16 protein-coding genes and 2 tRNA genes are annotated in these 21,928 nt (G+C 60.6%); 17 read left to right on the forward strand and 1 reads right to left on the reverse strand.

Features of this window, described 5'->3' with window-relative positions; all coding sequences use genetic code 11:
* The 13 genes from ACTQ1S_RS00225 (at position 1) to ACTQ1S_RS00285 (ending at position 10,798) form a co-directional block, all read left to right on the forward strand.
* Positions 1–942, forward strand: a complete 942-nt coding sequence (locus ACTQ1S_RS00225; RefSeq protein ID WP_427793358.1) for a transketolase family protein — start codon at positions 1–3, stop codon at positions 940–942.
* A 449-nt stretch (positions 943–1,391) separates the two neighbouring features.
* Positions 1,392–2,609 (forward strand): cell division ATP-binding protein FtsE, encoded by a 1,218-nt coding sequence (gene ftsE, locus ACTQ1S_RS00230; RefSeq protein ID WP_441032959.1) that lies wholly within the window; start codon positions 1,392–1,394, stop codon positions 2,607–2,609.
* Positions 2,596–3,516: a permease-like cell division protein FtsX gene (gene ftsX, locus ACTQ1S_RS00235; RefSeq protein WP_154515997.1), complete on the forward strand. Its 921-nt coding sequence runs from the start codon at positions 2,596–2,598 to the stop codon at positions 3,514–3,516. Before ftsE ends, ftsX begins: the two co-directional genes overlap by 14 nt.
* Before the next feature lie 268 nt (positions 3,517–3,784).
* Entirely contained in the window at positions 3,785–5,920 is a 2,136-nt protein-coding gene (locus ACTQ1S_RS00240; protein WP_441546766.1) for a ribonuclease R family protein, read from the forward strand.
* Between the two features lie 174 nt (positions 5,921–6,094).
* A complete protein-coding gene (locus tag ACTQ1S_RS00245; protein ID WP_427717749.1) occupies positions 6,095–6,700 on the forward strand; it encodes a recombinase family protein in 606 nt (201 codons plus the stop codon).
* Positions 6,701–6,962: 262 nt separating this feature from the next.
* Positions 6,963–7,385 (forward strand): VanZ family protein, encoded by a 423-nt coding sequence (locus tag ACTQ1S_RS00250; protein ID WP_441546767.1) that lies wholly within the window; start codon positions 6,963–6,965, stop codon positions 7,383–7,385.
* 116 nt (positions 7,386–7,501) lie between these two features.
* Positions 7,502–7,867, forward strand: coding sequence for an arsenate reductase family protein (locus ACTQ1S_RS00255; protein ID WP_427717859.1), 366 nt, complete (start codon positions 7,502–7,504; stop codon positions 7,865–7,867).
* 320 nt (positions 7,868–8,187) lie between these two features.
* Positions 8,188–8,261: transfer RNA gene (locus ACTQ1S_RS00260), tRNA-Gln, on the forward strand.
* 17 nt (positions 8,262–8,278) lie between these two features.
* A tRNA-Glu gene (locus tag ACTQ1S_RS00265) sits at positions 8,279–8,355 on the forward strand.
* A gap of 95 nt (positions 8,356–8,450) precedes the next feature.
* Positions 8,451–9,368, forward strand: coding sequence for a hypothetical protein (locus tag ACTQ1S_RS00270; RefSeq protein ID WP_441546768.1), 918 nt, complete (start codon positions 8,451–8,453; stop codon positions 9,366–9,368).
* Positions 9,358–9,828: an SsrA-binding protein SmpB gene (smpB, locus tag ACTQ1S_RS00275; protein ID WP_006235325.1), complete on the forward strand. Its 471-nt coding sequence runs from the start codon at positions 9,358–9,360 to the stop codon at positions 9,826–9,828. The genes ACTQ1S_RS00270 and smpB overlap by 11 nt, the downstream gene beginning before the upstream one ends.
* A 232-nt stretch (positions 9,829–10,060) precedes the next feature.
* Positions 10,061–10,564, forward strand: a complete 504-nt coding sequence (locus tag ACTQ1S_RS00280) for a flavin reductase family protein (RefSeq protein WP_441546769.1) — start codon at positions 10,061–10,063, stop codon at positions 10,562–10,564.
* 90 nt (positions 10,565–10,654) lie between these two features.
* The gene (locus ACTQ1S_RS00285; protein WP_035137395.1) at positions 10,655–10,798 is read left to right on the forward strand and encodes a rubredoxin-like domain-containing protein; all 144 of its coding nucleotides are present in this window, start codon (positions 10,655–10,657) and stop codon (positions 10,796–10,798) included.
* 468 nt (positions 10,799–11,266) lie between these two features.
* On the opposite strand, the gene ACTQ1S_RS00290 is transcribed toward ACTQ1S_RS00285, so the two are convergent.
* Positions 11,267–12,523: an Nramp family divalent metal transporter gene (locus tag ACTQ1S_RS00290; protein ID WP_441546770.1), complete on the reverse strand. Its 1,257-nt coding sequence runs from the start codon at positions 12,521–12,523 to the stop codon at positions 11,267–11,269.
* Between the two features lie 525 nt (positions 12,524–13,048).
* Between ACTQ1S_RS00290 and gltB the strand changes: the two genes are divergently transcribed.
* The 4 genes from gltB to ACTQ1S_RS00310 all read left to right on the forward strand — a co-directional run bounded on the left by gltB (position 13,049) and on the right by ACTQ1S_RS00310 (position 21,874).
* On the forward strand, positions 13,049–17,746 hold the full coding sequence (gene gltB / locus ACTQ1S_RS00295; RefSeq protein WP_441546771.1) for a glutamate synthase large subunit: 4,698 nt from the start codon (positions 13,049–13,051) through the stop codon (positions 17,744–17,746).
* A gap of 5 nt (positions 17,747–17,751) precedes the next feature.
* Positions 17,752–19,233 (forward strand): glutamate synthase subunit beta, encoded by a 1,482-nt coding sequence (locus tag ACTQ1S_RS00300; RefSeq protein WP_441546772.1) that lies wholly within the window; start codon positions 17,752–17,754, stop codon positions 19,231–19,233.
* 424 nt (positions 19,234–19,657) lie between these two features.
* A complete protein-coding gene (locus ACTQ1S_RS00305; protein WP_441546773.1) occupies positions 19,658–20,365 on the forward strand; it encodes a hypothetical protein in 708 nt (235 codons plus the stop codon).
* Between the two features lie 438 nt (positions 20,366–20,803).
* The gene (locus tag ACTQ1S_RS00310; RefSeq protein ID WP_441546774.1) at positions 20,804–21,874 is read left to right on the forward strand and encodes a hypothetical protein; all 1,071 of its coding nucleotides are present in this window, start codon (positions 20,804–20,806) and stop codon (positions 21,872–21,874) included.
* Positions 21,875–21,928 lie beyond the last annotated feature (54 nt).

Genomic DNA, 21,928 nt, shown 5'->3' on the forward strand with positions numbered 1-21,928 from the left:
ATGGCAGACGTCAAGAAAATCGCCACGCGTGTAAGCTACGGCGAGGCCCTCGTTGAGCTCGCTGCCGAGCACGACGACTTTGTGGTCCTCGACGCCGACCTGGCTGCCGCCACGCAGACCGGTAAGTTTAAGGCCGCCTGCCCCGACCGCTTCTTTGACGTGGGCATTGCCGAGAGCAACCTGATGGGTGTCGCCGCCGGTATCGCGACCACCGGTCGTACTGCCTTCGCGAGCACCTTTGCCATGTTTGCCGCCGGCCGCGCTTTTGAGCAGGTCCGTAACTCCATCGGCTATCCGCACCTCAACGTCAAGATCGGCGCCACGCACGCCGGTATTTCGGTGGGCGAGGACGGTGCCACGCACCAGTGCTGCGAGGATATCGCCCTTATGCGTGTTATCCCTGGCATGACCGTGATTGTCCCGGCCGACGACGTGGAGGCCCGCGCCGTGGTCCGCGCCGCCTACGAGTGCGACGGCCCCGTGTACATGCGCTTTGCCCGTTTGGCCTCGCCGGTCATCAACGACCCCGAGACCTACAAGTTCGAGCTGGGCCGCGGCATCGTCATGCGTGAGGGCGCCGATGTGACCATCATCGCCTGCGGTCTGATGGTTGGCGAGGCTCTCGAGGCTGCCGAGCAGCTCGCTGCCGAGGGCATCGACGCCGAGGTCATCAACATGCACACCATCAAGCCCATCGACGCCGATCTGATCGTCAAGAGCGCCGCCAAGACCGGCCACGTCGTGACCGTCGAGGAGCACTCCGTGATCGGCGGCCTGGGCAGCGCCGTTGCCGACGTGCTCTGCGAGCAGTGCCCGACGCCGCTCAAGAAGATTGGCGTCAACGACACCTTTGGCGAGTCCGGCCCGGGCGCCGAGCTCCTGCACAAGTACGGCCTGGATGCCGCCAACATCGTGGCAACCACCAAGGAGTTCTTGGCCTAGGGCAAGACGAGGCGAAGTATCGCTTCAGCAACCGTATGCAAGCCAGAACAGGGGCGCCCCCAAAGAGGGCGCCCCTGTTTTTTCGGCAACAAACAAATCGGGCCCGCACCAAGCAAGGGCTTCCTCCGGGAAGCGGGCCCAGACCAGCAAAGTGCAACTCAGCCCTTCCAACTTTGTATATGCAGCACCCCAAGAAAAACGCGGCGACTCCTTAGTAGCCGCAGGCCGCGCACAGGGCTACCTCCCAAATCTTTCCGCAGGACGGAGGAGTCCCCGCAGCGCGAAGCGCGCAGCGGGGACTCCGACATGTCCGAGGACGATTTGGGAGGTAGCCCTGTGCGCGGCCGGTGAGACCAAAACCCTGCCATGCTTCTTATGTGCAGCGAAGCTAATGCTGCTAAAATACAAAGCGCTCATGTAGTTTAAACGCACGATGATAAGGAGCACCAGTGGGTAACCACTTCCGTACCTCCGGTGCGGGCGATGAGGCCCCCAAGACACGGCAAGGTGTCCCGGGCACACGTTTCGCCACTCCGGATTCAGAGGGCCAGCATATTGCCCAGGCCCCCGCACAGCCGGCAGATCAGGCACGGCCGGCATCCGATCCCTTTGCCTACAATCCCACCAGCGATGCCGAGCTTTCCGCCGCTGCGGGCTTTGAGCCCGTCCAAAAGGTGACTGCTCGCGTGAACCAGCCTCAGACGTCAGCCGAGCCTCAGCCGACCATGGCGGGCATTCCCGATCCCATGGCTCCTGCTACGCCCGCGCCGCAACCGGCGCAGTCCGGCCTCTTTGCCGGCATTCCCGATCCTACGCAGCCCGCTGCGCCCATGGTCGAGAATGATCAGGCTGCTGAGGTCGCAAGTCTTGACAACGCTCTCAACAACCCCGATTTTACGTCGGTGTTCGCGCCTATCGATCCGCAGGCAAGTCGCAAGAAGATGGCCAAGCAGGCCGGTGTCGAGCCCGTCATTCTGATGGAGCATGTCACCAAGATCTACCCGGCACAGCCCAACAAGCCCGCACTCGACGACATCAACATCGAGATCTATCCGGGTGAGTTCGTCTTCTTGGTCGGTCATTCCGGATCGGGTAAGACCACGCTGCTTTCCACGCTCAACCGTGATGTCAGGCCTACGAGCGGTCGCATTTTGGTCGCCGGTCAGGATCTCATGAAAATCAAGAACCGCAAGGTTCCCTTCCTGCGCCGCCAGATTGGCGCCGTGTTCCAGGACTTTAAGCTTCTGCCGCAAAAGACCGCCTATGAAAACGTGGCGTTTGCCCTGCAGTGCATAGGCAAGCCCAAGGGCGTCATTCGCAGCCAGGTGCCCGAGGTACTGCGTCTGGTCGGTTTGGCCGATCAGATGGACTCGCTGCCCGATCAGCTTTCCGGCGGCGAGCAACAGCGCGTGGCCGTCGCCCGCGCCATGGTCAACCGTCCGCCGCTGCTGATTTGCGACGAGCCAACGGGCAACCTCGACCCGGCAATTTCGCTCGGCATCATGAAGCTGCTCGAGCGCATTAACCGCACCGGCACGACCGTGATCGTGGCTACCCACGATCGCGAGATGGTCGATAGTATGCATCGTCGCGTGATCGCCCTCGAGGGCGGCCACGTAATCCGCGACCAGGAGAGGGGAGGTTACGGCAACTATGGCACCAACTAACGTGGGCTATTCGCTCAAAGAGGCAATGAGCCACTTCTTCCGTAACTGGACCACCTCGCTCGGCGCCGTCATCACGATTTTCCTTTCGCTGTTTATCATCGGCCTGTTCATCATGGGTTCCGCGATGCTGAACTCCGTGATCGGCACCGTTGAGGACCAGGTTGTTATCAACGCGTTTATTAGCGATGACGCCGACCAGGCCGACGTCCAGGCTTTCGAGAGTGAGCTCAAGACGTGGAACAACGTTAAGTCCGTGACCTATAAGGACAAGGACGACGCGCTGGCCGAGTACACGAGCAAGATGTCGGGTAACGCCGACGCCACTCTGAGCGCACTTGACGGCCAGAATCCGCTGCCTGCTTCGTTCGCGATCGAGATGGACGATCCGTCCCAGGTCGAGAGCACGGCCAAGAAGCTCAAGAAGAACTCCGATTTCCAGAAGATCGCGGATGACGGTGACGTCGATGCGAGCGTTCTGTACGGTCAGGAGGAAGTGAGCCGCCTGTTCCAGGTGACGAACTACATCCGCATCGCTGCCGTTGTGCTTGTTGGTTTGCTGACGTTTATCGCGTTCATCTTTATCAACAACACGATTCGCCTGTCGATTACGGCTCGCCGCCGCGAGATTGCTATCATGCGCCTGGTGGGCGCCAGCAATGGCTTTATTCGCGGTCCGTTTATCACCGAGGGCGTGCTGCAGGCCGTTTTGGGCTCGCTGCTTTCCATCGGTGTTTTGGAGCTGCTTCGCAACCTGTTGGTTCCGCGTCTTCAGGAGAGCATTGGCTGGATGTCGTTTGCGCTGCCGATGCAATACTACCTGGTGACGTATGCCGCACTGATCCTGGTCGGCGTGATCATCGGTCTCTTTGGTTCCGCCATTGCCATGCGTCGCTACCTGCGCGTGTAGACACAGCTGGAATTAGTTTTGCTAACGGGCCGTCCCGCTCTGGGGCGGCCCGTTTTTTGATTCCCGTGCGACGGAGGAAAAGGGCTCACCGGCAGTTCGGCTTGTCTCGATAATTCGATTTTCTCCGTCACATAGGGATCATGACGCGAGGTGCGTGCCCTGTTGTTGATTGGGTAGACTCTTTGATGCGTGCGGTTTAGGCCTGCACGGTGTTTTGACATGATGCGGTTGCGCCTGCGGGCCCCGCAACAGATAGTAAGGAGGCGCCATGGGGCGCAATAACAAACATAAGCGTAGCGCTCGCAACAAGCGCGCGCCAGTGCGTAGCGAGCGGCGTCCCAGCCTGACGGGCCGCGTGCAGCTCCATGAGCATAGCGCCTATGTTGTCACCGATAATGGCGACTATAAGGTCATGGGTCGCGGCAAGCGCGAGATTATGGACGGCGACATCGTGGCCGTGAGCATTAAGACCGGACCGCGCGGCGATCGCCGTGCCGTGATCGAGGGCGTTGTCGAGCGCGCGGCCATAAGCGTGGTGGGCACGTATCAGGCGGCAGGCCCGCTCGGTGTGATCGAGCCGCTTGATTCGCGTCTCAAGGCCGATTTCTTTATGTTGCCTGAGGATACTTCGGCGGAGCGTTTGGGCGTGCATCCGGGCGATGCAGTCGTCGCACGCATTTTGAGCTATCCGACACGCTTGGAATCGGGCACCGTGACTCTTGAGCGCCGCATTGGCGGCGACGATGCGCCCGACTTGGGCGTTCAATATGTCATGGCTCGTTACGGCTATACCGATAGTTATCCCGAGACCGCCCTTGCCGAGGCCGAGGAGCTATCGCTCGACGTGGCGACAGCTCTTAAGGACCCGCTTCGCCGTGATCTGCGCGACCGTTTTATCATCACGATCGATCCGGTCGACGCGCGCGACTTTGACGACGCCATCTCTTTGGAGCGCACGACGCAGGGCGGCTACAAGCTGGGTGTCCATATCGCCGATGTATCGCATTATGTGGCCTGGGACGGACACATCGACCTAGAGGCTCGCCATCGCACGACGTCGGTGTACCTTGCCGATCGCGTGCTCCCCATGTTGCCCGAGCGCCTGTCGAATGACCTGTGTTCCTTGCGCCCCGACGAGGATCGCCTGGCGTTTACCGTCGACATCGAGCTCGATGCGCAGGGGCACGTCCGCCACTACGATCCGTATCCCAGCGTGATTCGCTCGCGCGTGCGCATGGACTATGACGGTGCCGAGGCACTGCTGGTGCGTGCCGGTGCGGTGGAGTACTCCGTGTTGGAAGGTGCCGCCGAGGATGTTGCTGCAGCCGAGGCGTCGCGCGAGGAGGCGCTTGAGCGCGGTTTGACTTGCGAAGAGACTGCCCGCGACTACGACGTGGATCTGAGCGATTTCCTAGTCGCTGCCAACGAGCTTGCCGAGCGGCGCCGTCGCATTCGCCGTGCGCGCGGCTCGGTCGACTTTGACACGGCGGAGATTCGCGCTTTGCTGGACGAGGACGGCATTCCCGTGCAGATCGTGGCCCGCGAGCGCTCGTGTGCCACGTCGCTCATCGAGGAAGCTATGCTGCTTGCCAACGAGTGCGTTGCCGAGTGGCTGGCAGACCGCGATATTGAGGCATGCTATCGCGTGCATGAGGATCCCAGCCCCGACAGCTTGCACGGGGCCGCTGTGGCGCTGGCGCAGCTGGGTATCATCGACGATCGCCGCGCGGCCGGCATTGCCCTGGGAAGTCCCGATGAGCTGCAGGCGGCGGTTGACGCTGCCGCTGGCACGGCAAATGCCCCGCTTGTCAACACGTTGCTATTGCGCAGTATGCAGCGCGCGCTGTACAAGCCGCGCAACGAGGGCCACTTTGCGCTCGCCGCGCCGTGCTACTGCCACTTTACGAGCCCTATCCGACGCTATCCGGACCTTGTTGTCCATCGCGTGCTCAAATTGCAGCTGGCGTATGAGCAGCTGGGCGGCAAGGATGCCTTGGCGCGCACGCCGCGGCTGATCGGCAGGGGTCGCGAGTCGCTGCCGCGCATCTTGCCGCAGATTTGCCGTGCATGCAGCGATGCCGAGCGTGCGGCCGACGCCGCCAGCCATGCGACGCAAAAGATCAAGATTGCCCAGTATTACGAGGATCGTCTGGGCGAGCGCTATGCCGGAACCATTTCGTGGGTCAGCAGCATGGGCCTCTTTGTGCGCCTCGACCTGACACAGGTCGAGGGCTTGGTCTCGATTAAGAGTTTGGGAAGCGAGTGGTTCGAGTTTGACGAGGACGCGCTCACGTTGACGGGTGCCGACACGGGGCGCCGTTTTGAGTTGGGGCAACGCGTGATCATCGAGGTCTCGCGTGTCAACACGACCCGCGGGCACTTGGATTTCAGGCTTATTCATTAGCCGGAATTTGGTGATTGATAGAGAACGGGGCGGTCTTTTGGGGCTGCCTTTTTTGTGGCGGTTCAATCGTCTTGCCGCTCGCGCGCTTGCGTCTTCCGCCTGCTATAGGGGAGATAAAACCTACCAAAATAAACCTGTCCCTTTTTGGGAGGTTTACGAGAGAGCGGGGATGAGATGACAACGGTGTACGGGTATGCGCGGGTGAGCTCGCGTGATCAAAATCTGAATCGGCAGCTGGATGCGCTGGGCGCCTATGGCGTGGAACCGGCGAATATCTTTGCCGACCATGCGAGTGGCAAGGACTTCGATCGACCGCGGTATCGCGAGCTGCTGTGCGCGTTGGATTCCGGCGATGTGCTGGTGGTACTTTCCATTGATCGGCTGGGCCGTAACTACAGCGAGATCCTCGAGGAATGGCGGTGCATAACCAAAGAGCTCGGCGCCGCCATCGTGGTGTTGGACATGCCATTGCTCGACACGCGCGCCAGAGACTGTGGTGGGTCGGACGTGACGAGTACGTTGATTGCCGATATTGTTTTGCAGCTGCTGAGCTATGTGGCGCAGGTGGAGCGCGAGAACATCCACCGGCGCCAAGCCGAGGGCATTGCGGCGGCGCGAGCGCGCGGTGTGCGCTTTGGCCGGCCCCGCAAGCCCTGTCCCCCGCAATTCGAGCTGGTACGCGATGCCTACGAGGCGGGTGATATCACGCGGAGTCAGGCGGCAAAGCGGCTAGGCGTGTGCGTGGGGACGTTCGATCGCTGGATGCGCGAGATGGAGTAGGGGCGCCACGGTCCTTTGGCGCCCCGATTCGAACATTTTGGATTTCGCTACGGTGACAACTGCATTTGGGGGTACACTCGCTGCTGCTCAAAAAATGACGGAGGTTAGCCCTTGGCGCGTGTGAAGCACATGGTCGGATGGATTTCGATTGTCCTGCTGGTCGTGACGCTGGCAAGTATTTGGATGCTGACGGAGCAAAACGTGGAGCAGACGTCGTCGCTCAGCGAGGCCACCGCGCGCGGTGGAAGGACGGGCCGCGGACGTGCGACCCGACGCCACGCAGGAGTTCCAGGCGGGGGATGCCGTCGAGGGCACGGATTCAACGACTGCCACTGTTCATCCCGACCCGCTTGCGCCCGTTCGTCTGTGGATGGGTGCCAACATTCGTCGCGTCGCACATACCGTTGAGTTCTTCTTTGTAGGACTGTTTGCTTCGGCGACAGTGGCATGCCTGGGCGAGTGCCTGCCATGCGCGCGATTCCGGTACGTACTCGCTCTGCTCTTTTGCGCCGTCTGCTCTGTCGGTGACCAAGTGCACAAGATCTTTGTTCCTGGTCGTCATTTCGACATGATCGACCTGGGCTTCGATGCCGCGGGTTACGTTGTCGCCATGCTGTTGGTGCTGTTGGCCGCCGAGCTGGTTCAGCGCGCGACCTGTCCCATTGGCGCCCATGCGAGGCGCTAACCTCAAGATGGAAAATCGCGACCGCCTGTACGTCGGCGCTGGTTACAATATCGGCATCGGTCGCAGATGGCCATCGATGCGCTGTTTGCCAGACACTTGTCTTTTCTAAGAAGGGAATCCCCATGGCAGTGCTGTTTGTTGAATACCCCAAATGCTCGACGTGTAAAAAGGCCAAGGCCTGGTTGGACGAGCATGGGGTTGAGTACGTCGATCGCGATATTGTTACAGACAATCCTTCGGCTGAGGAACTTGCGACCTGGATTGCTCGTTCGGGGCTGCCGGTGCGACGCTTCTTTAACTCGTCGGGCATGAAATATCGAGAGCTTGGTCTGAAAGCGCGCCTGGATGCGGGTATGACGGACCAGGAATGCTGCGAGCTGCTGGCGACTGACGGCATGCTGGTTAAGCGCCCGCTGCTGGTGGGCGACGACTTTGCGATCCCCGGCTTTAGGGAAGCGGCTTGGACCGAGGCGTTGCTGTAGCGACTGCGGGGAAGCTGTATCCCGTTTTGGATGCCGATTTTGGGATACAGTTTTCGCTGACAGGCTTGCTCCGGTCAGTTTTTGAACCGCGGCCACCCGTGCGGGCCGAAGAGCTATGCGTGCTTGTCGAAGTATCGCTTCGCCATCCTTTGTCCATAAGGGGCAGATGTGTCGCTTCACAGGTCCTTCACGGGTTGGACGAAATTAGGCCAATTTGACCGAATTTTAAAAAAGTCAAAATTAAGACTTGCGTCATCGCGATGCTTCCCGTATATTTCTTTCTTGCGCAAAGGCACAGCCGAGCGCAGCGATGCAGTCATTGGGATGTCGTCTAATGGCAGGACAGCGGATTCTGGTTCCGTCAATGGGGGTTCGACTCCCTCCATCCCAGCCATTGCATTTGCTACATATGGCCCGTTCGTCTAGCGGTTTAGGACGCCGCCCTCTCAAGGCGGAGATCACCAGTTCGAATCTGGTACGGGCTACCACAAATTGAATGCCCGGGCCTCGCAAGAGACCCGGGTTTTGTGTATACACCGCATGTGTGGAATGAGCCGCGTTTCACCTGGACCGAGGAGTTGCCATGGACCTGCCCATCAGCCTACAAGACATTACGTTTGCCGAGAATTACCTGGCGCAGGGAGACCTGGCCACGGCGACGCCGCTGCTGGAGCGTTTGGTGGAGCTCGCCGAGGAGTATATCGATGCCGAGTGCAAAACGGAGGAGAACCGCCAGTACTTTAGCTTCGATAGCAAGTTTGAGCGCCTGGCCTACCGCCGCGTGGAAAAGGATCCACGCGAGCTGGTGCAGGTCGAGGTGCCGTTTGACCGCCTGTACTCCGACATGGCGTTTGCCTACATCCGTCAGCAGGATTATGTGAGCGCCCGCAATGCCTTGATGCAGGCCGTGCGCTGGGACCCCATGAACTGCAACTACCGACTGGATCTGGCCGAGCTGTTCCGTGCGCTCGAGGACAAGCAGGAGTGGGCTTCGCTTTCGTTTTCGGTGCTGGAGCGTGCGAGTGACGGCAGGTGCGCCGCCCGCGCCTACGCCAACTTGGGCCAGTACTTTTTGGAGCCCGAGACCGAGAACGTCTCGGCGGCCGTGGGTTGCGCACGTCTGGCGCTGCGCTTGGCCCCTGGCGATTCACATACGACGCGCTTGCTCAGCAAGATCCATGCCACCTATCCGGATGCCGCCGACGAGAGTGATGAGCATGTGATGGGCGAGCTGGCGTTGCAGGGCGTACCGACCTCGCCTTCGGCCGAGATTGCCATTTGTCTGATTATGTGTGCGACCGACGCTGCGGGCGACGGTGACAAGCAGGAGGCTACACGCCTGACGGTCCGTGCCCGCGACCTGGTGGGCGAGGAGGCATGCGCGGCGATCATTAAGCTGGTGCGCGAAAGCGATGCCGAGCTCAACGCCGAGCGCCAGGCCAAACGCGAGGCCGCGAGCGGGAAAGCCGATGACGCCGAGGAGGCCGGCGATGCCCAGTAAGCGCGAGCGCAAGCTCATCTCCAAGAATCGTTCGGCACACCACGAGTACTTTATCGACGAGACATTCGAATGCGGCATTGAGTTGAGCGGTACCGAGGTCAAGTCGATTCGCGAGCGCGCCTGTCAGATTACCGATACTTTTGCGCTGATTCGCGGCGGCGAGTGCTGGCTGGTGGGTTTGCACATCCATCCCTATAGTCACGGTGGCGTGTGGAACCGTGATCCCGATCGCCGGCGCCGTCTGCTGCTGCATCGCAAGGAGATTGATTTTCTTGACGGCAAACTACGCAACCGCGGCTATGCACTGGTGCCGCTCGAGCTCTACTTTAATACCGATGGTCGCGTTAAGCTGCTGTTGGGCCTGGGCCGTGGCAAAAAGCTCTACGACAAACGCGAGGACATGGCCAAACGTGACGTTCAGCGCGAAATCGATCGCGCGCTTAAGGAGCGTAATCGCTAAGGGTTGATATCCGGGCGGGCGGGGATGTTCATCCATCACTGTTGTCGTACTCCCGGTCTGCTCCTCGCAAGTTGCGGTGGAATAGTTCCTGTTTGTTGGGTATCCAGGCTTAAACAGGGACTTTTTCACTGCAACTGCGTGTGGCTCATTTTTCTTACCGTTCTGACACATATGTCTCATTGTGGGTATATACGTCTGCAAGGCTCAATTCCGAGTTAGGGGAGTGATCGTTTTGGATAAAACTGCGTTCTTTACGATGCCGTGCGGGCTGTATGTGGTGAGTGCCGCGGCGGATGGATCGCGCGCCGGCTGCATTATCAACACCGCAGTGCAGGTGACGTCCACGCCGCCGCGCATTTCGGTTGCCGTGAACAAGGAAAATGTCACGTCTAGCGTTATCTCGTCTGCCAAGGCCTTTGCGCTGACCGTGATCGATCAGACGGCCGATATGCCCTACATTGGTAACTTTGGATTCCGTACCAGCAGCAACTATGACAAATTTGCCAAGTACGAGCCGCGCGAGACCGCACTGGGCATGCCCTATGTTCCCGAGCATGCGGCGGCCTTGTTTAGCTGCCGTTTGATCGACACAGTGGATGTGGGCACGCATCTACTGTTTATCGGCGAGGTCGAGGATGCCGAGCGCCTGAGCGACGAGACGCCGCTCACCTACGATTACTACCATAAGGTCCTGAAGGGCAAGACGCCGCCCAAGGCGTCTTCGTACCAAGGGTAGAAATGCGGTAAAACCGCTTGCATTATATTATTAAGAATATATACTAATTAAGCAAAGTACACCAGCAGCCACGTTCGAGAGGAGAACATCATGGCCGAGGAAAAGAAGACGTACAAGTTCGTGTGCACCGTTTGCGGTTACGAGGTAGAGGTCGACACGCCCGAGCTGCCCGAGGATTACGTGTGCCCGGTGTGTGGCGTCGGTCCCGATCAGTTTGAGCTCGTCGAGGAGTAGCTCGTAGACACACGACTTGCAGCAACATATAGCTCTGTCCAAGGGCCCCGGTCGGATTCCCGGCCGGGGCCCTTTTCCTCCGTCCCCAAGGGATCACGGCTGCTATTAGCCGATCCTGTCTGTTGTGAGTCCGGCCGACCTTTTGTCTTAACCTGCAACATCTAACGGCTCAAAACGGGTCTTCCTGTTACAGAACGAGACAAACCAAAACCATCATTCTCAAAATCTCAATCTATAACATTTAGGCACGTAAACCCCCTCTACTTGTTACAGATCGAGACAAAAGGTTGGAGCTGAAGAAATATCTCGATCTGTAACATCTGGGCGCGGAAATTGGGTCCACTTGTTACAGATCGAGACAAACTGAAACTATCTTTCAGAAAATCTCAATCTGTAACATCTAAGGGCTCAAAGCGGCCTCACGTGTTACAGATTGAGACGTTATATCTGGACAGTCACGCCATCCCATTACATCCCCGTTAGCAGCACGATGTCGAGAATCGTCACGATGACACCGATCCCTACGAGCAACGCGTTGAGCGGGCGCGAGTTGGCGTATTTGCCCATGACGCGGGGCGAGCTGGTGAGTCGTATGAGCACAAAGACCGTAATCGGCAGCTGAAGCGACAACAGTGCCTGACTCCAAATGAGACCCTCAAAAGGATTCGGGACGATCAGGCACGCCGCCACTGCGCCGACGAAACAGGCCGCCACTCCGATCGAGGAATGTCGGTCGTGGATGTCGTATTCCTCGTCGAATATGCCCGCGGTGATGGTGCCCGCCGCCATGCCCGCCGTCACGCTACTCGATATGCCCGCAAACAGCAGTGCCACCGCAAAGATGGTCGAGCTTGCCGGGCCCAGAATGGGGGAGAGCGTGGCCGCTGCGACGGCGAGGTCGTCTACGACAATGCCGTGCGCAAAGAAGGTCGTTGCGGCCAGGATGACCATGGCCGAGTTGATTGCCCAGCCCACACCCATCGAAAAGAGCGTGTCGAAGAGCTCGTAATGCAGGCGTTCTTCGATAACCTGCTCGCCTTGGCCTTCGAAGTGCATGGATTGGATGACCTCGGAGTGCAGGAAGAGGTTGTGGGGCATAACGACCGCGCCTAGGACACTTACGATAATCGCGACTGAGCCGGTGGGCATACTGGGTGTGATCCAGCTTGTGGCGGCTTGCGGCCAGTCGACCTTGACCAGCAGAAGCTCGGCTAAAAACGAAAGTCCCACCACGCCCACGAAGGCGATGATCCAGCGTTCGGCGCGTTTGTAGGAGCTCGTCATGAGCATGGCAATCGATGCCGCCGCCACGATGATGCAGCCGGCACGTACGGGCAGGCCAAAGAGCATTTGAAGTGCAATCGCGCCGCCCAGGACTTCGGCCATGGCGGTGGCGACCGTGGCTAGATACGCGCTGCCGAGTATCGCACGCCCGACGAGGCGGGGCAGGTGGCGCGTCGTGGCCTCGGCAAGACACATGCCCGTGGCGATGCCCAAGTGAGCCGCGTTGTGTTGCAGCACGATGAGCATGATCGTGGACAGCGTGACGATCCACAGCAGCGCGTAGCCAAACTGCGAGCCGGCGGCCATATTGGAGGCCCAATTGCCCGGGTCGATAAAGCCGACGGTCACGAGCAGCCCGGGGCCGATATGCCGTGCAATGTCTAGGCCTCCGTGACCACCGGTGCGTCGGGAGCCAAAGTGTTGTTTGAGATGGTCGATCATGGTGCACTCCTGCGTGCCGTTTGTTTGACGCCGCAAAGGATACCCGTTTTAGGCTCGAAATCTGACCATGACTAACAAAATTGTTGTATTTGAATAGGATGGTAAAAGGGGGTTGCCGAAATGTCTTGATCTGTAACAACTAGGGATGGAAATTGGGCCTAGGTGTTACAGATCGAGACAGGAAGAAATGGTCCTATGGAAAATCTCGATCCGTAACAGCTGACCGCCAAAACTGGCCCCTCGTGTTACAGATTGAGACATTCGGAACCGTCTCTCGAGAACATCTCAATCTGTAACAGTTAGTCGTCGAAATTGGGTCTTCCTGTTACAGATTGAGATGTTTGAAGCGGTGAGCTTACAGGTCGAACCTGGGGCCCTTGTTGTTGCCCTTGAGGTCGGCGGTGTCCACTCGTAGGGCGTGTGCGTTACGCAATTGTTTCGAAACGGGCGGGAAACACAATGGGCCGGCGATGCTTCTAGTATGCCTATTCAACTGACTGTCTAAATATCTAGGGGAGGATCGCGATGCAGGCAGATTCCGCTCAGCAGCAGGGCCTTTATCGCCCCGAATTCGACCACGATGCATGTGGCATCGGCGCGCTTGCCGATATCAACGGTGAGCGCCACCACCAGATTCTGGACGATGCGCTGTCCATTCTGGTCAACCTGGAGCACCGCGGTGGCACGGGACTCGAGAAGAATACCGGCGACGGCGCCGGCATCCTGTTCCAGGTTCCGCATCACTTTTTCCGCAAAGAGGCTCAAAAGTGCGGCCAGATTCTGCCGGCAGAGGGCGACTATGGCGTGGCCATGCTGTTCTTCCCGCAAGACGACAAGGGCGTAGAGGATGCCCGCCGCGTGTTTGAGGAAGGCTGTGCCGAGGCCGGCGTGCCGCTGCTCTTTTGGCGCGAGGTGCCGGTCGACCCTCACGATCTGGGCGAGACGGCCCGCGCCTGCATGCCCACCATCCTGCAGGCCTTCCTGGGCCGTCCGGACGACACGCCCGCCGGCGACGCCTTTGAGCGTCGCCTGTACGTGTGCCGCCGTACCATCGAAAAGAAGGCCGACGCCGAGTTTGCCCTGCGCGACAAGATCTTCTATGTGTGCTCCATGAGCTCGCGCACCATCGTGTACAAGGGCATGCTGGTCGCCACGCAGATGCGCCGCTTCTTTATCGATCTCAACGACGCCGCCGTCAAGACGGCCGTGGCGCTCGTCCACTCGCGCTACTCCACCAACACCACGCCTAGCTGGGAGCGCGCACATCCCAACCGCTTTATTATCCACAACGGCGAGATCAACACCCTCAAGGGCAACGTCAACTGGATTCGCGCCCGCGAACCTAACCTGTACAGTCCCGTGCTGCAGCATGATCTTGAGCGTGTGATGCCCATCATCAACCGCGAGGGTTCCGACTCCGCGATTCTGGATAATGTGCTCGAGTTTTTGGTCATGAACGGCCGTCCGCTCACGCGTGCCGCGTCCATGTTGCTGCCCGAGCCTTGGGACCACAACGACAACCTGAGCGAGGAGCGTCGCGCCTACGATGCCTACCAGTCCATGCTCATGGAGCCCTGGGACGGCCCGGCGGCCATCGCCTTTACCGACGGCCGTACGCTGGGTGCCGCCCTCGACCGCAACGGCCTGCGCCCGGCTCGCTACTACGTGACGCGCGACGGCCGCTTTATGCTGGCAAGCGAGGTGGGCACCATCGAGGTGCGCCCCGAGAATATCCTGACAAGCGGTTGTTTGGGACCGGGCCAGATGCTCGAGGTCGATTTTGCCCGCGGCCGTGTGATCTACAATGACGAGCTGCGCGCCCGCTATGCCAAGGAAAAGCCCTACCGAGATTGGATTGCCGAGGAGACGCTGACCGTTGACGCGCTCGACAAGCCCGCCGCGGCAACGCCCGCCGAGGATGCCGAGGTGCCTGCCGCCGTGCGTATGGCCAAGCTCGGCTACCACTGGGATGATGTTGACGAGGTCGTGCGCCCCATGGCCCAGCAGGGCAAGGCCCCGCTCGCCTCGATGGGTATCGATGCGCCGCTGGCCTGCCTGTCCAAGAAGACGCGCTCGTTCTTTGACTACTTCTATCAACTGTTCGCCCAGGTCACGAACCCGCCGATCGACGCCCTGCGCGAGCATATGGTCACCTCGACCACGCTCTACCTGGGCAACCACGGCAACCTGCTCGAGGACTCTCGTACGGCCTGCCAGCTGGTGCGTCTGGAGCGCCCGCTGCTGAGCGAGGAGGAGTTCGACCGCATTTGCGCGATTGACCGTGTTGGCTTTAAGACCCGCCGTTTCCGTGCCGTTTACCGCCGCGATGCCGGCGAGGGCGCGCTGCGGGCTGCGCTCAAGCAGCTTGCAGAGGACGTTGAGGCTGCGGTCCGCGACGGCGTGAACATCGTGGTGTTGAGCGATCGCGCCGGAGCGGACGAGGTACCCGTGCCGTCACTGCTCGCCGTGGGCTGCGTGCACAACCACCTGATCCGCGCCGGCGTGCGTACCTTTGCCGACATTGTGGTGGAGTGTGGCGACGCCGTGTCTCCGCACGACTTTGCGGCGCTGGTGGGCTACTCCGCGAGCGGCATCTATCCGTACAGCGCGCATGCGTGCATTCGCGACCTGGCGGCGCACGGCGATCTGGACGTGACAGCCGAGCAGGGCATCGCCAACTACAATAAGGCTGCGACCGCCGGCATCGTTTCCATCATGTCCAAGATGGGCATCTCCACGGTGCAGAGCTACCATTCGGCGCAGATCTTCGAGGCCGTGGGCTTTACGCCGGAGTTCGTCAACGCGTACTTCGCCGGCACGGTGAGCCGTGTGGGTGGTATGGGTGTCGAGGACGTTGAGCGCGAGCAAAACGAGCGCTACGACGCCGCGCTCGCTATCCTTAAGAGCCCGGCTCCCGATCAGCTGCCCACGCTGGGTCTGACCAAGTGGCGCCCGCTCGGCGGCGAGGATCACCTCATTGATCCGCAGACTGTCTACTTACTGCAGACCGCCTGTCGTGAGGACAGCTACGACACCTTTAAGGAGTACAGCGCCCGCCTGCACCGCACCGGCCGTGCCGTGCGCCTGCGTGACTTGCTCGACTTTAATGCCAACGGCCGCACGCCGGTTTCGCTCGACGAGGTGGAGCCCGCGCGCAACATCGTCCGCCGCTTTAACACCGGTGCCATGTCGTACGGTTCTATCAGCAAAGAGGCGCACGAGTGCATGGCCATCGCCATGAACCGCCTGCATGGACGCTCTAACTCGGGCGAGGGCGGCGAGGATCCGCGTCGCGAGACCCCGCTGGCTAACGGTGACTCCAAGAACTCCGCCATCAAGCAGGTGGCAAGTGCGCGCTTTGGCGTAACGAGCCGCTACCTGTGCAGCGCCTTCGAGATTCAGATCAAGATGGCCCAGGGCGCCAAGCCCGGCGAGGGTGGCCACCTGCCCGGCAAGAAGGTCTACCCCTGGATCGCCGAGGTCCGTCAGTCCACGCCCGGCATCGGCCTGATCTCGCCTCCGCCGCACCACGACATCTACTCCATCGAGGACCTGGCAGAGCTGATCTTTGATCTTAAGAACGCCAACCCCGGCGCGCGCGTGTCGGTCAAGCTGGTCAGCGAGGCCGGCGTCGGCACCATCGCCACCGGTGTGGCCAAGGGTGCCGCCGACAAGATCTTGATCAGCGGCCACAATGGCGGCTCGGGTGCCGCGGCGCGCGATTCCATTTGGCACGCCGGCCTGCCGCTGGAGCTCGGCCTTGCCGAGGCTCAGCAGACGTTGCTGCAAAACGGTCTGCGCTCCCGCGTGGTGCTCGAGGCCGACGGCAAGCTCATGGACGGCACCGATGTTGCCGTCGCCTGCCTGCTGGGCGCCGAGGAGTTTGGCTTTGCGACCATGCCGCTCATCTCCATGGGCTGCCTCATGCAGCGCGACTGCCAGCAGGATACCTGCCCGGCCGGCATCGCCACGCAAAACTGTCGCCTGCGTCGCGGCTTCCGCGGCAAGCCCGAGCACGTTGAGCACTTTATGCTCTTTGTTGCCGAGCAGCTGCGTGAGGTCATGGCGAGCCTGGGCTTCCGCACCGTCGACGAGATGGTCGGCCATCCCGAGTGCCTGCGCCAGATCGAGGTACCGGGCAACCGCAAGGCCAACCTGCTTGATCTGTCGCCCGTGCTGGCGAGCGCGACCTGCGAGTTCGGTGCCCATATCCCGGGCGCCGACGGTCGCCACTTCCTGCCGCAGATGGCTGCGGACAGCGAGCTCGACAAGACGCTCGACTCCACATTGTTCGTGCCCTATACGGCCGATGCCCGTGCGCACCTGCGCCCGATTCGGTTCCGCGCCGATATCGCCAACGTCAACCGTTGCGTGGGCACCATCTTGGGCAATGCGGTGACCAAGGCGCATCCCGAGGGCCTGCCCGCCGGCTCCATCACCATCGATTGCGATGGTTCGGCCGGTCAGAGCTTTGGCGCCTTTCTCCCGCGCGGCATTACGCTCAACGTGTGCGGCGACGCCAACGACTACTTTGGCAAGGGCCTTTCGGGCGGCGAGGTGTCGGTGCGCCCCAACCCGCATGCGACCTACAAGTTCGACGAGAACATCATCGTGGGCAACGTGGCGTTCTTTGGTGCCACGAGCGGCCGCGGCTTTATTAACGGCCTGGCAGGCCAGCGCTTTGGCGTGCGTAACTCCGGTGCCACCGTGGTGGTCGAGGGCTGCGGCAACCATGGCTGCGAGTACATGACGGGCGGCCTGGCGCTCATCTTGGGCGAGGTCGGGCAGAACTTCGCCGCCGGTATGACGGGTGGCGTGGCCTATGTCTTTGACCAGTACGGCACGCTCGAGGCCCGTGTGAACCACGAGAGCGTGGAACTCAAGGCCCCGACGGCTGGCGAGCTGGCGCAGATTCGCGCGCTCATCCAGGAGCACGTGGACGCGACGCAGAGCCCGCGCGGCATTAAGCTGCTCTACAGCTTTGAGACGATGAGCAAGCACTTTGTGAAGGTCATTCCGACCGAGTACGAGCGCGTGCTGGCGATTGTCGCTGCGGCCGAGGCCGTGGGCAAGACGCATGCGCAGGCCGAGGAGTTGGCGTTTGACATCGTGACCGGCCGCGCGAGCAACGCGGATGTCGCTCGCTTTGATGTCGCGGGCGGTGCAGAGGGCACTGCGCCCGTGGCTGTCAGCTCTGTTGCTTCGACCAAGAAGGAGGCGTAAGTGCCATGGGTAAGCCCGGTGCTTTTCTTGATATCGATCGCGTGACCCACGAGCTGCGCCCCGTGGAGGAGCGCAGCCGCGATTTCGATCCGCTGTATGTGGAGCTCGACGACGATGCGCGCCGCGCCCAGGCGAGCCGCTGCATGATGTGCGGCGTGGCGTTTTGCCAGATGGGTGCGAGCTTTGGCAAGGCGCGTCCGAGTGGCTGTCCGCTGCACAACCTGATTCCCGAGTGGAACGAGCTGGTGTATCGCGGTCGCTGGGACGAGGCGGCCGAGCGCCTGTCGCTCACCTCGCCCATGCCCGAGTTTACGAGCCGCGTGTGCCCGGCACTGTGCGAGGCTGCGTGCAACCTGGGTTCGGTCGACGGCCAGCCCACAACGATTCACGATAACGAGCGCGCGATCAGCGACCACGAATGGGCAAACGGCGGCCCACGTCGCTTTGAGCCGGCAGGGGAGGACGCGCCCTCGGTCGCCGTGGTGGGCTCCGGCCCGGCTGGCCTGGTGGCTGCATGGGACCTTGCGCGTCGCGGTGCCCGCGTGATGGTGTTTGAGCGCGACGACCGCCCAGGCGGTCTGCTCATGTACGGCATTCCCAACATGAAGCTCGAGAAGTCCGTGGTCGAGCGCCGCGTGGCGCTCATGCGCGAGCTGGGCATTGTCTTTGAGCTGGGTACTGACGTTACGAACCCTGCGGTGGCGGCCAAGCTCAATGGTTTTGACGCCGTTGTGGTGGCTGCCGGTGCTCGTACGCCCCGCGGTCTTTTGGCTGCGAATGTGGATGCCCCGGGCGTGGTGTATGCCGTGGACTACCTGACGGCTTCGACCGTCTCGGTGCTCGATGGCGGTGAGCCCGCGGTGAACGCGCGCGGCCTGGACGTTGTGGTCATTGGCGGCGGCGATACCGGCAACGACTGCGTGGGTACCGCGGTGCGCCAGGGTGCACGCAGTGTGCGTCAGTTTGAGTTCTTGCCGGCCGCACCCGATAAGCGTGCGGCGAGCAATTCCTGGCCGCAGTGGCCCAACGTTAAGAAGACCGACTACGGTCAGCAGGAGGCTATCGCTGCCATGGGCGGCGAGATGCGTGCTTGGGGCGTGGATACGCTCGAGGTATTGCTGGACAAGAAGGGCGCTGCCGCGGGCCTGCGCGTGGTCGATCTGGACTGGTCGGCCGGCAAGCCCGAGCGCATTGCGGGCTCCGAGCACGAGGTGCCGGCCCAGCTGGTACTGATCGCCTGTGGCTTTACGGGTCCGGAGCACGGCGTGTTCGACGCTGTTGACGTGCCTATTGCCACGGCGGGCCGTCCGTTGCCCGTGATGGCCTCCGAGGACTCGCATCTTGCGGCTCGCGTGGATGGCGTTGCCGCGGATGCCGCGCCGGTGTATGTGGCCGGCGATGCCCGCAACGGCAGCTCGCTCGTGGTGAGTGCCATGGCCGATGCCCTCGCCTGCGCAGACGAGGTCGCCGAGGCGCTGGGGCTGTAAGACAATCACGGAGTTACTCAACAATCGAATCGGCAAGGGCTGTCCCCAACGGCCGGCATATAAGGAACGTCCCCAAGTGCCGGCAGCTGGGGACGTTCCTTATATGCCGGCATCCGGGGACGCTCCTTGCGGGTTTGCGAGCGTTTTGCTCGTTTGCCGACGTTTGGCTGCCTACCCGTTGGCGTTTGCGCTCGTTGCGCTCTGCTGTTTATGTGGCGGCTTTAGTTGTTTGCGGACAGCGGCGCGGGTGATTCGTCTAGTTCTACCCGCGATTTTGTGGCAATTTGTATAATCTGCAAGTATCCCGTCAAGTGCTTGGTCAGCATCTGGTTTGCAGCCCGATGCCCATTTCGCCCGTGATGGCGGCGACCACCCGCCCTCCTCGTAAGCTCAAATTGAGGTTTATCAGTTTGAGGAGGATGCCATGGCTGATCATGTTTTGGACCGGGGACGTCTGGCCGAGGCCGTCGGTGACGATATTGCCGGCATGGCCCAGTTTTGGATGCTACGCAAGTTTCAGTTTTTGGAGTCGGCGCGTACACAGTTCGAAGTGATAGTCGATCCATGGCTCAGCTATTGCGAGGAGCCCTCGCAAAATGAAATCATGGCCTATAACATGGCATTTACCGATTGGCTGCTGTTCGAGCGTCCCTATTACCATGGCAAGACGCTGCTTGAGCTGTATGTTGACGAGCCGCCGGCGTCGCTTTCGCCTACTTCGCTCAGACGGCTCGAGCAGGTGCGCGGCACGCACTATTTTTCGCGCTTTGGCATTTTGGATAAGGATCCCGCGACCGGTATGGTCGCGCTGCGTGACACGCGTACTGACCGTCGCTTTGACGTCTACGATCCGCATATCGTGCAAAAGGAACACTGGCGCGATGGCGCGATTGCGGTGCGCCTCGCGTGCGTCGACGATGTCTGGCTGACGGCGGGGCAGCTCTACCTCTACGACATTGCGCGCCTGAGCGATACGGCGGTCGACGGGCCTGGCGCGGTGCATCCTGAGGACCTAGAAGATGGCTTCGATACCTCGTGTATCAGCTTCTTCTTACGGCTGGTTCGCGACATCATGGGTGCCCAGGGGCGCTACGTAAAGTCACTCAACATCTACAAACAGGAATGGGAGTAGGGGATGGGCATCTGCCGCCGCCGCCCGTCTATTTGTCTCGGTCTGTAACGTCTAGGGACAAAAAACCGGTCTACCTGTTACAGATCGAGACGAGTGCTTGGGCGTTGCTGGTTTGTCTAAATCTGTAACGTTTAGGGGTCTGGAGAACGTCTAACTGTTACAGATCGAGATGTTTGGAACCCGGCAGGGGGGATGTCTCGATCTGTAACATCTGCAGGCCAAAACTCGATCCAACTGTTACAGATCGAGACGTTTGGCACCTAGCTGGGGAAATGTCTCAACCTGTAACATCTACAGGCCAAAATTCGACCTAACTGTTACAGATCGAGACAAAGGTTGGCCGCGGTGCCGAACAATCTAAATCTGTAACAACTAGAGGCTCAAAGACTGTCTTCCTGTTACAGATCAAGACATTTGTCAGCGGAGGCAACGGTGACGATGGTCCATTTGTCTGACGTGGTGGTGATGGAAGTGTCTAATACCGTTTTCAAACACAAACATGCAGCACGTAGCACCTTGGCGCGGAATAGGATGCTCGCCAGGCTCGCGGAGGCGGCTGAACAAGGCGTGCTGCTTGCGACGCACGATAATGCCGAGCTCATGTGGCTGCGGCGCCATGTGGGCACAGACGATATTGCGGAGCCCGAATCGCACCTATTCTGTTTTCAGCATGAATGGGATGCGTTGACGCCGCCGGAGCGGGCTCGGCGGACCATCAAGGGGCTTGCGGAGTTTCATCCCGATTGGGCGTTTTGGGGGTATGACGCCGCGCTGATATGGGGTCTGGAGGTGCCGAATGATCTGCTCGGGCCGCGTTACTTGGTCAAGACGGGTTGTTCGGTGGCGTTGAGTACGGGATATAGGCTGCTGCGTCCGCAGGCGGCGGGTGCGCTTGAGCGCGTCGACGGCGTGCGAGTGACGCCGTTTTGGCGCACGGTGGAGGATTGTCTGCTGCGTGCACCGTTTTCATATGGTCTGGCGATTGCCGATTCTGCGCTGCGGGCGAAGGGTATATCGCGCGACGACCTCTGCGAACGGCTCCAGGCCGATTGCGAGTGCAGACGCGGGTATCGCAGAGCTCAGGTGATTGCGTCGCATGCGGACGGGCTGTCCGAAAATGGTGGCGAGTCTCGGTTCCGAGCGTTCTTTATTGCATACGGTTTTCCGGTGCCAGAGTTGCAGGTGGAGTTTCGCGATCCGCTCGATTCGAGCCAGGTGTTTCGGGTCGATTATTTCTGGAGGCTCGAGGACGGGACGTGCGTGATTGGCGAGCTCGACGGAAGAGGAAAGTATACCCTGCAGGATGGTGGGGATCGGGAGTCGGTCGACCCGTTCGTAGCAGAGCGTCAGCGGGAATCTCATCTGACAATGCTCGGGCACAAGGTGCTGAGGTTCACGTTTGATGAGCTCAAGAACCCGGGGAAGCTGGCTGAAAAGATGAGGCTGGCGGGTATTTCGCAGCGGGCCGATTTGGCTGAGGGATGGAAGCGTCAGTGGTATGGGTGCTGAGGGATACGACTAACGCGGATGTGGTTGTTCCGGACGAGTTTGTCTCGATCTGTA

It is taken from the genome of Collinsella sp. LCP21S3_D3 (assembly GCF_052118305.1).
Taxonomy (GTDB): Bacteria; Actinomycetota; Coriobacteriia; order Coriobacteriales; family Coriobacteriaceae; genus Collinsella.

Excerpts from the sequence above, each read along its gene's own strand:
- ACTQ1S_RS00300 (WP_441546772.1), top strand. The coding sequence starts at position 17,752 with ATGGGTAAGCCCGGTGCTTTTCTTGATATCGATCGCGTGACCCACGAG.
- ACTQ1S_RS00270 (WP_441546768.1), top strand. The coding sequence starts at position 8,451 with ATGGACCTGCCCATCAGCCTACAAGACATTACGTTTGCCGAGAATTAC.
- gltB (WP_441546771.1), top strand. The coding sequence starts at position 13,049 with ATGCAGGCAGATTCCGCTCAGCAGCAGGGCCTTTATCGCCCCGAATTC.
- ACTQ1S_RS00290 (WP_441546770.1), bottom strand. The coding sequence starts at position 12,523 with ATGATCGACCATCTCAAACAACACTTTGGCTCCCGACGCACCGGTGGT.
- ACTQ1S_RS00285 (WP_035137395.1), top strand. The coding sequence starts at position 10,655 with ATGGCCGAGGAAAAGAAGACGTACAAGTTCGTGTGCACCGTTTGCGGT.
- ACTQ1S_RS00245 (WP_427717749.1), top strand. The coding sequence starts at position 6,095 with ATGACAACGGTGTACGGGTATGCGCGGGTGAGCTCGCGTGATCAAAAT.
- ACTQ1S_RS00310 (WP_441546774.1), top strand. The coding sequence starts at position 20,804 with ATGGTCCATTTGTCTGACGTGGTGGTGATGGAAGTGTCTAATACCGTT.
- ACTQ1S_RS00305 (WP_441546773.1), top strand. The coding sequence starts at position 19,658 with ATGGCTGATCATGTTTTGGACCGGGGACGTCTGGCCGAGGCCGTCGGT.
- smpB (WP_006235325.1), top strand. The coding sequence starts at position 9,358 with ATGCCCAGTAAGCGCGAGCGCAAGCTCATCTCCAAGAATCGTTCGGCA.
- ftsX (WP_154515997.1), top strand. The coding sequence starts at position 2,596 with ATGGCACCAACTAACGTGGGCTATTCGCTCAAAGAGGCAATGAGCCAC.
- ACTQ1S_RS00240 (WP_441546766.1), top strand. The coding sequence starts at position 3,785 with ATGGGGCGCAATAACAAACATAAGCGTAGCGCTCGCAACAAGCGCGCG.
- ACTQ1S_RS00225 (WP_427793358.1), top strand. The coding sequence starts at position 1 with ATGGCAGACGTCAAGAAAATCGCCACGCGTGTAAGCTACGGCGAGGCC.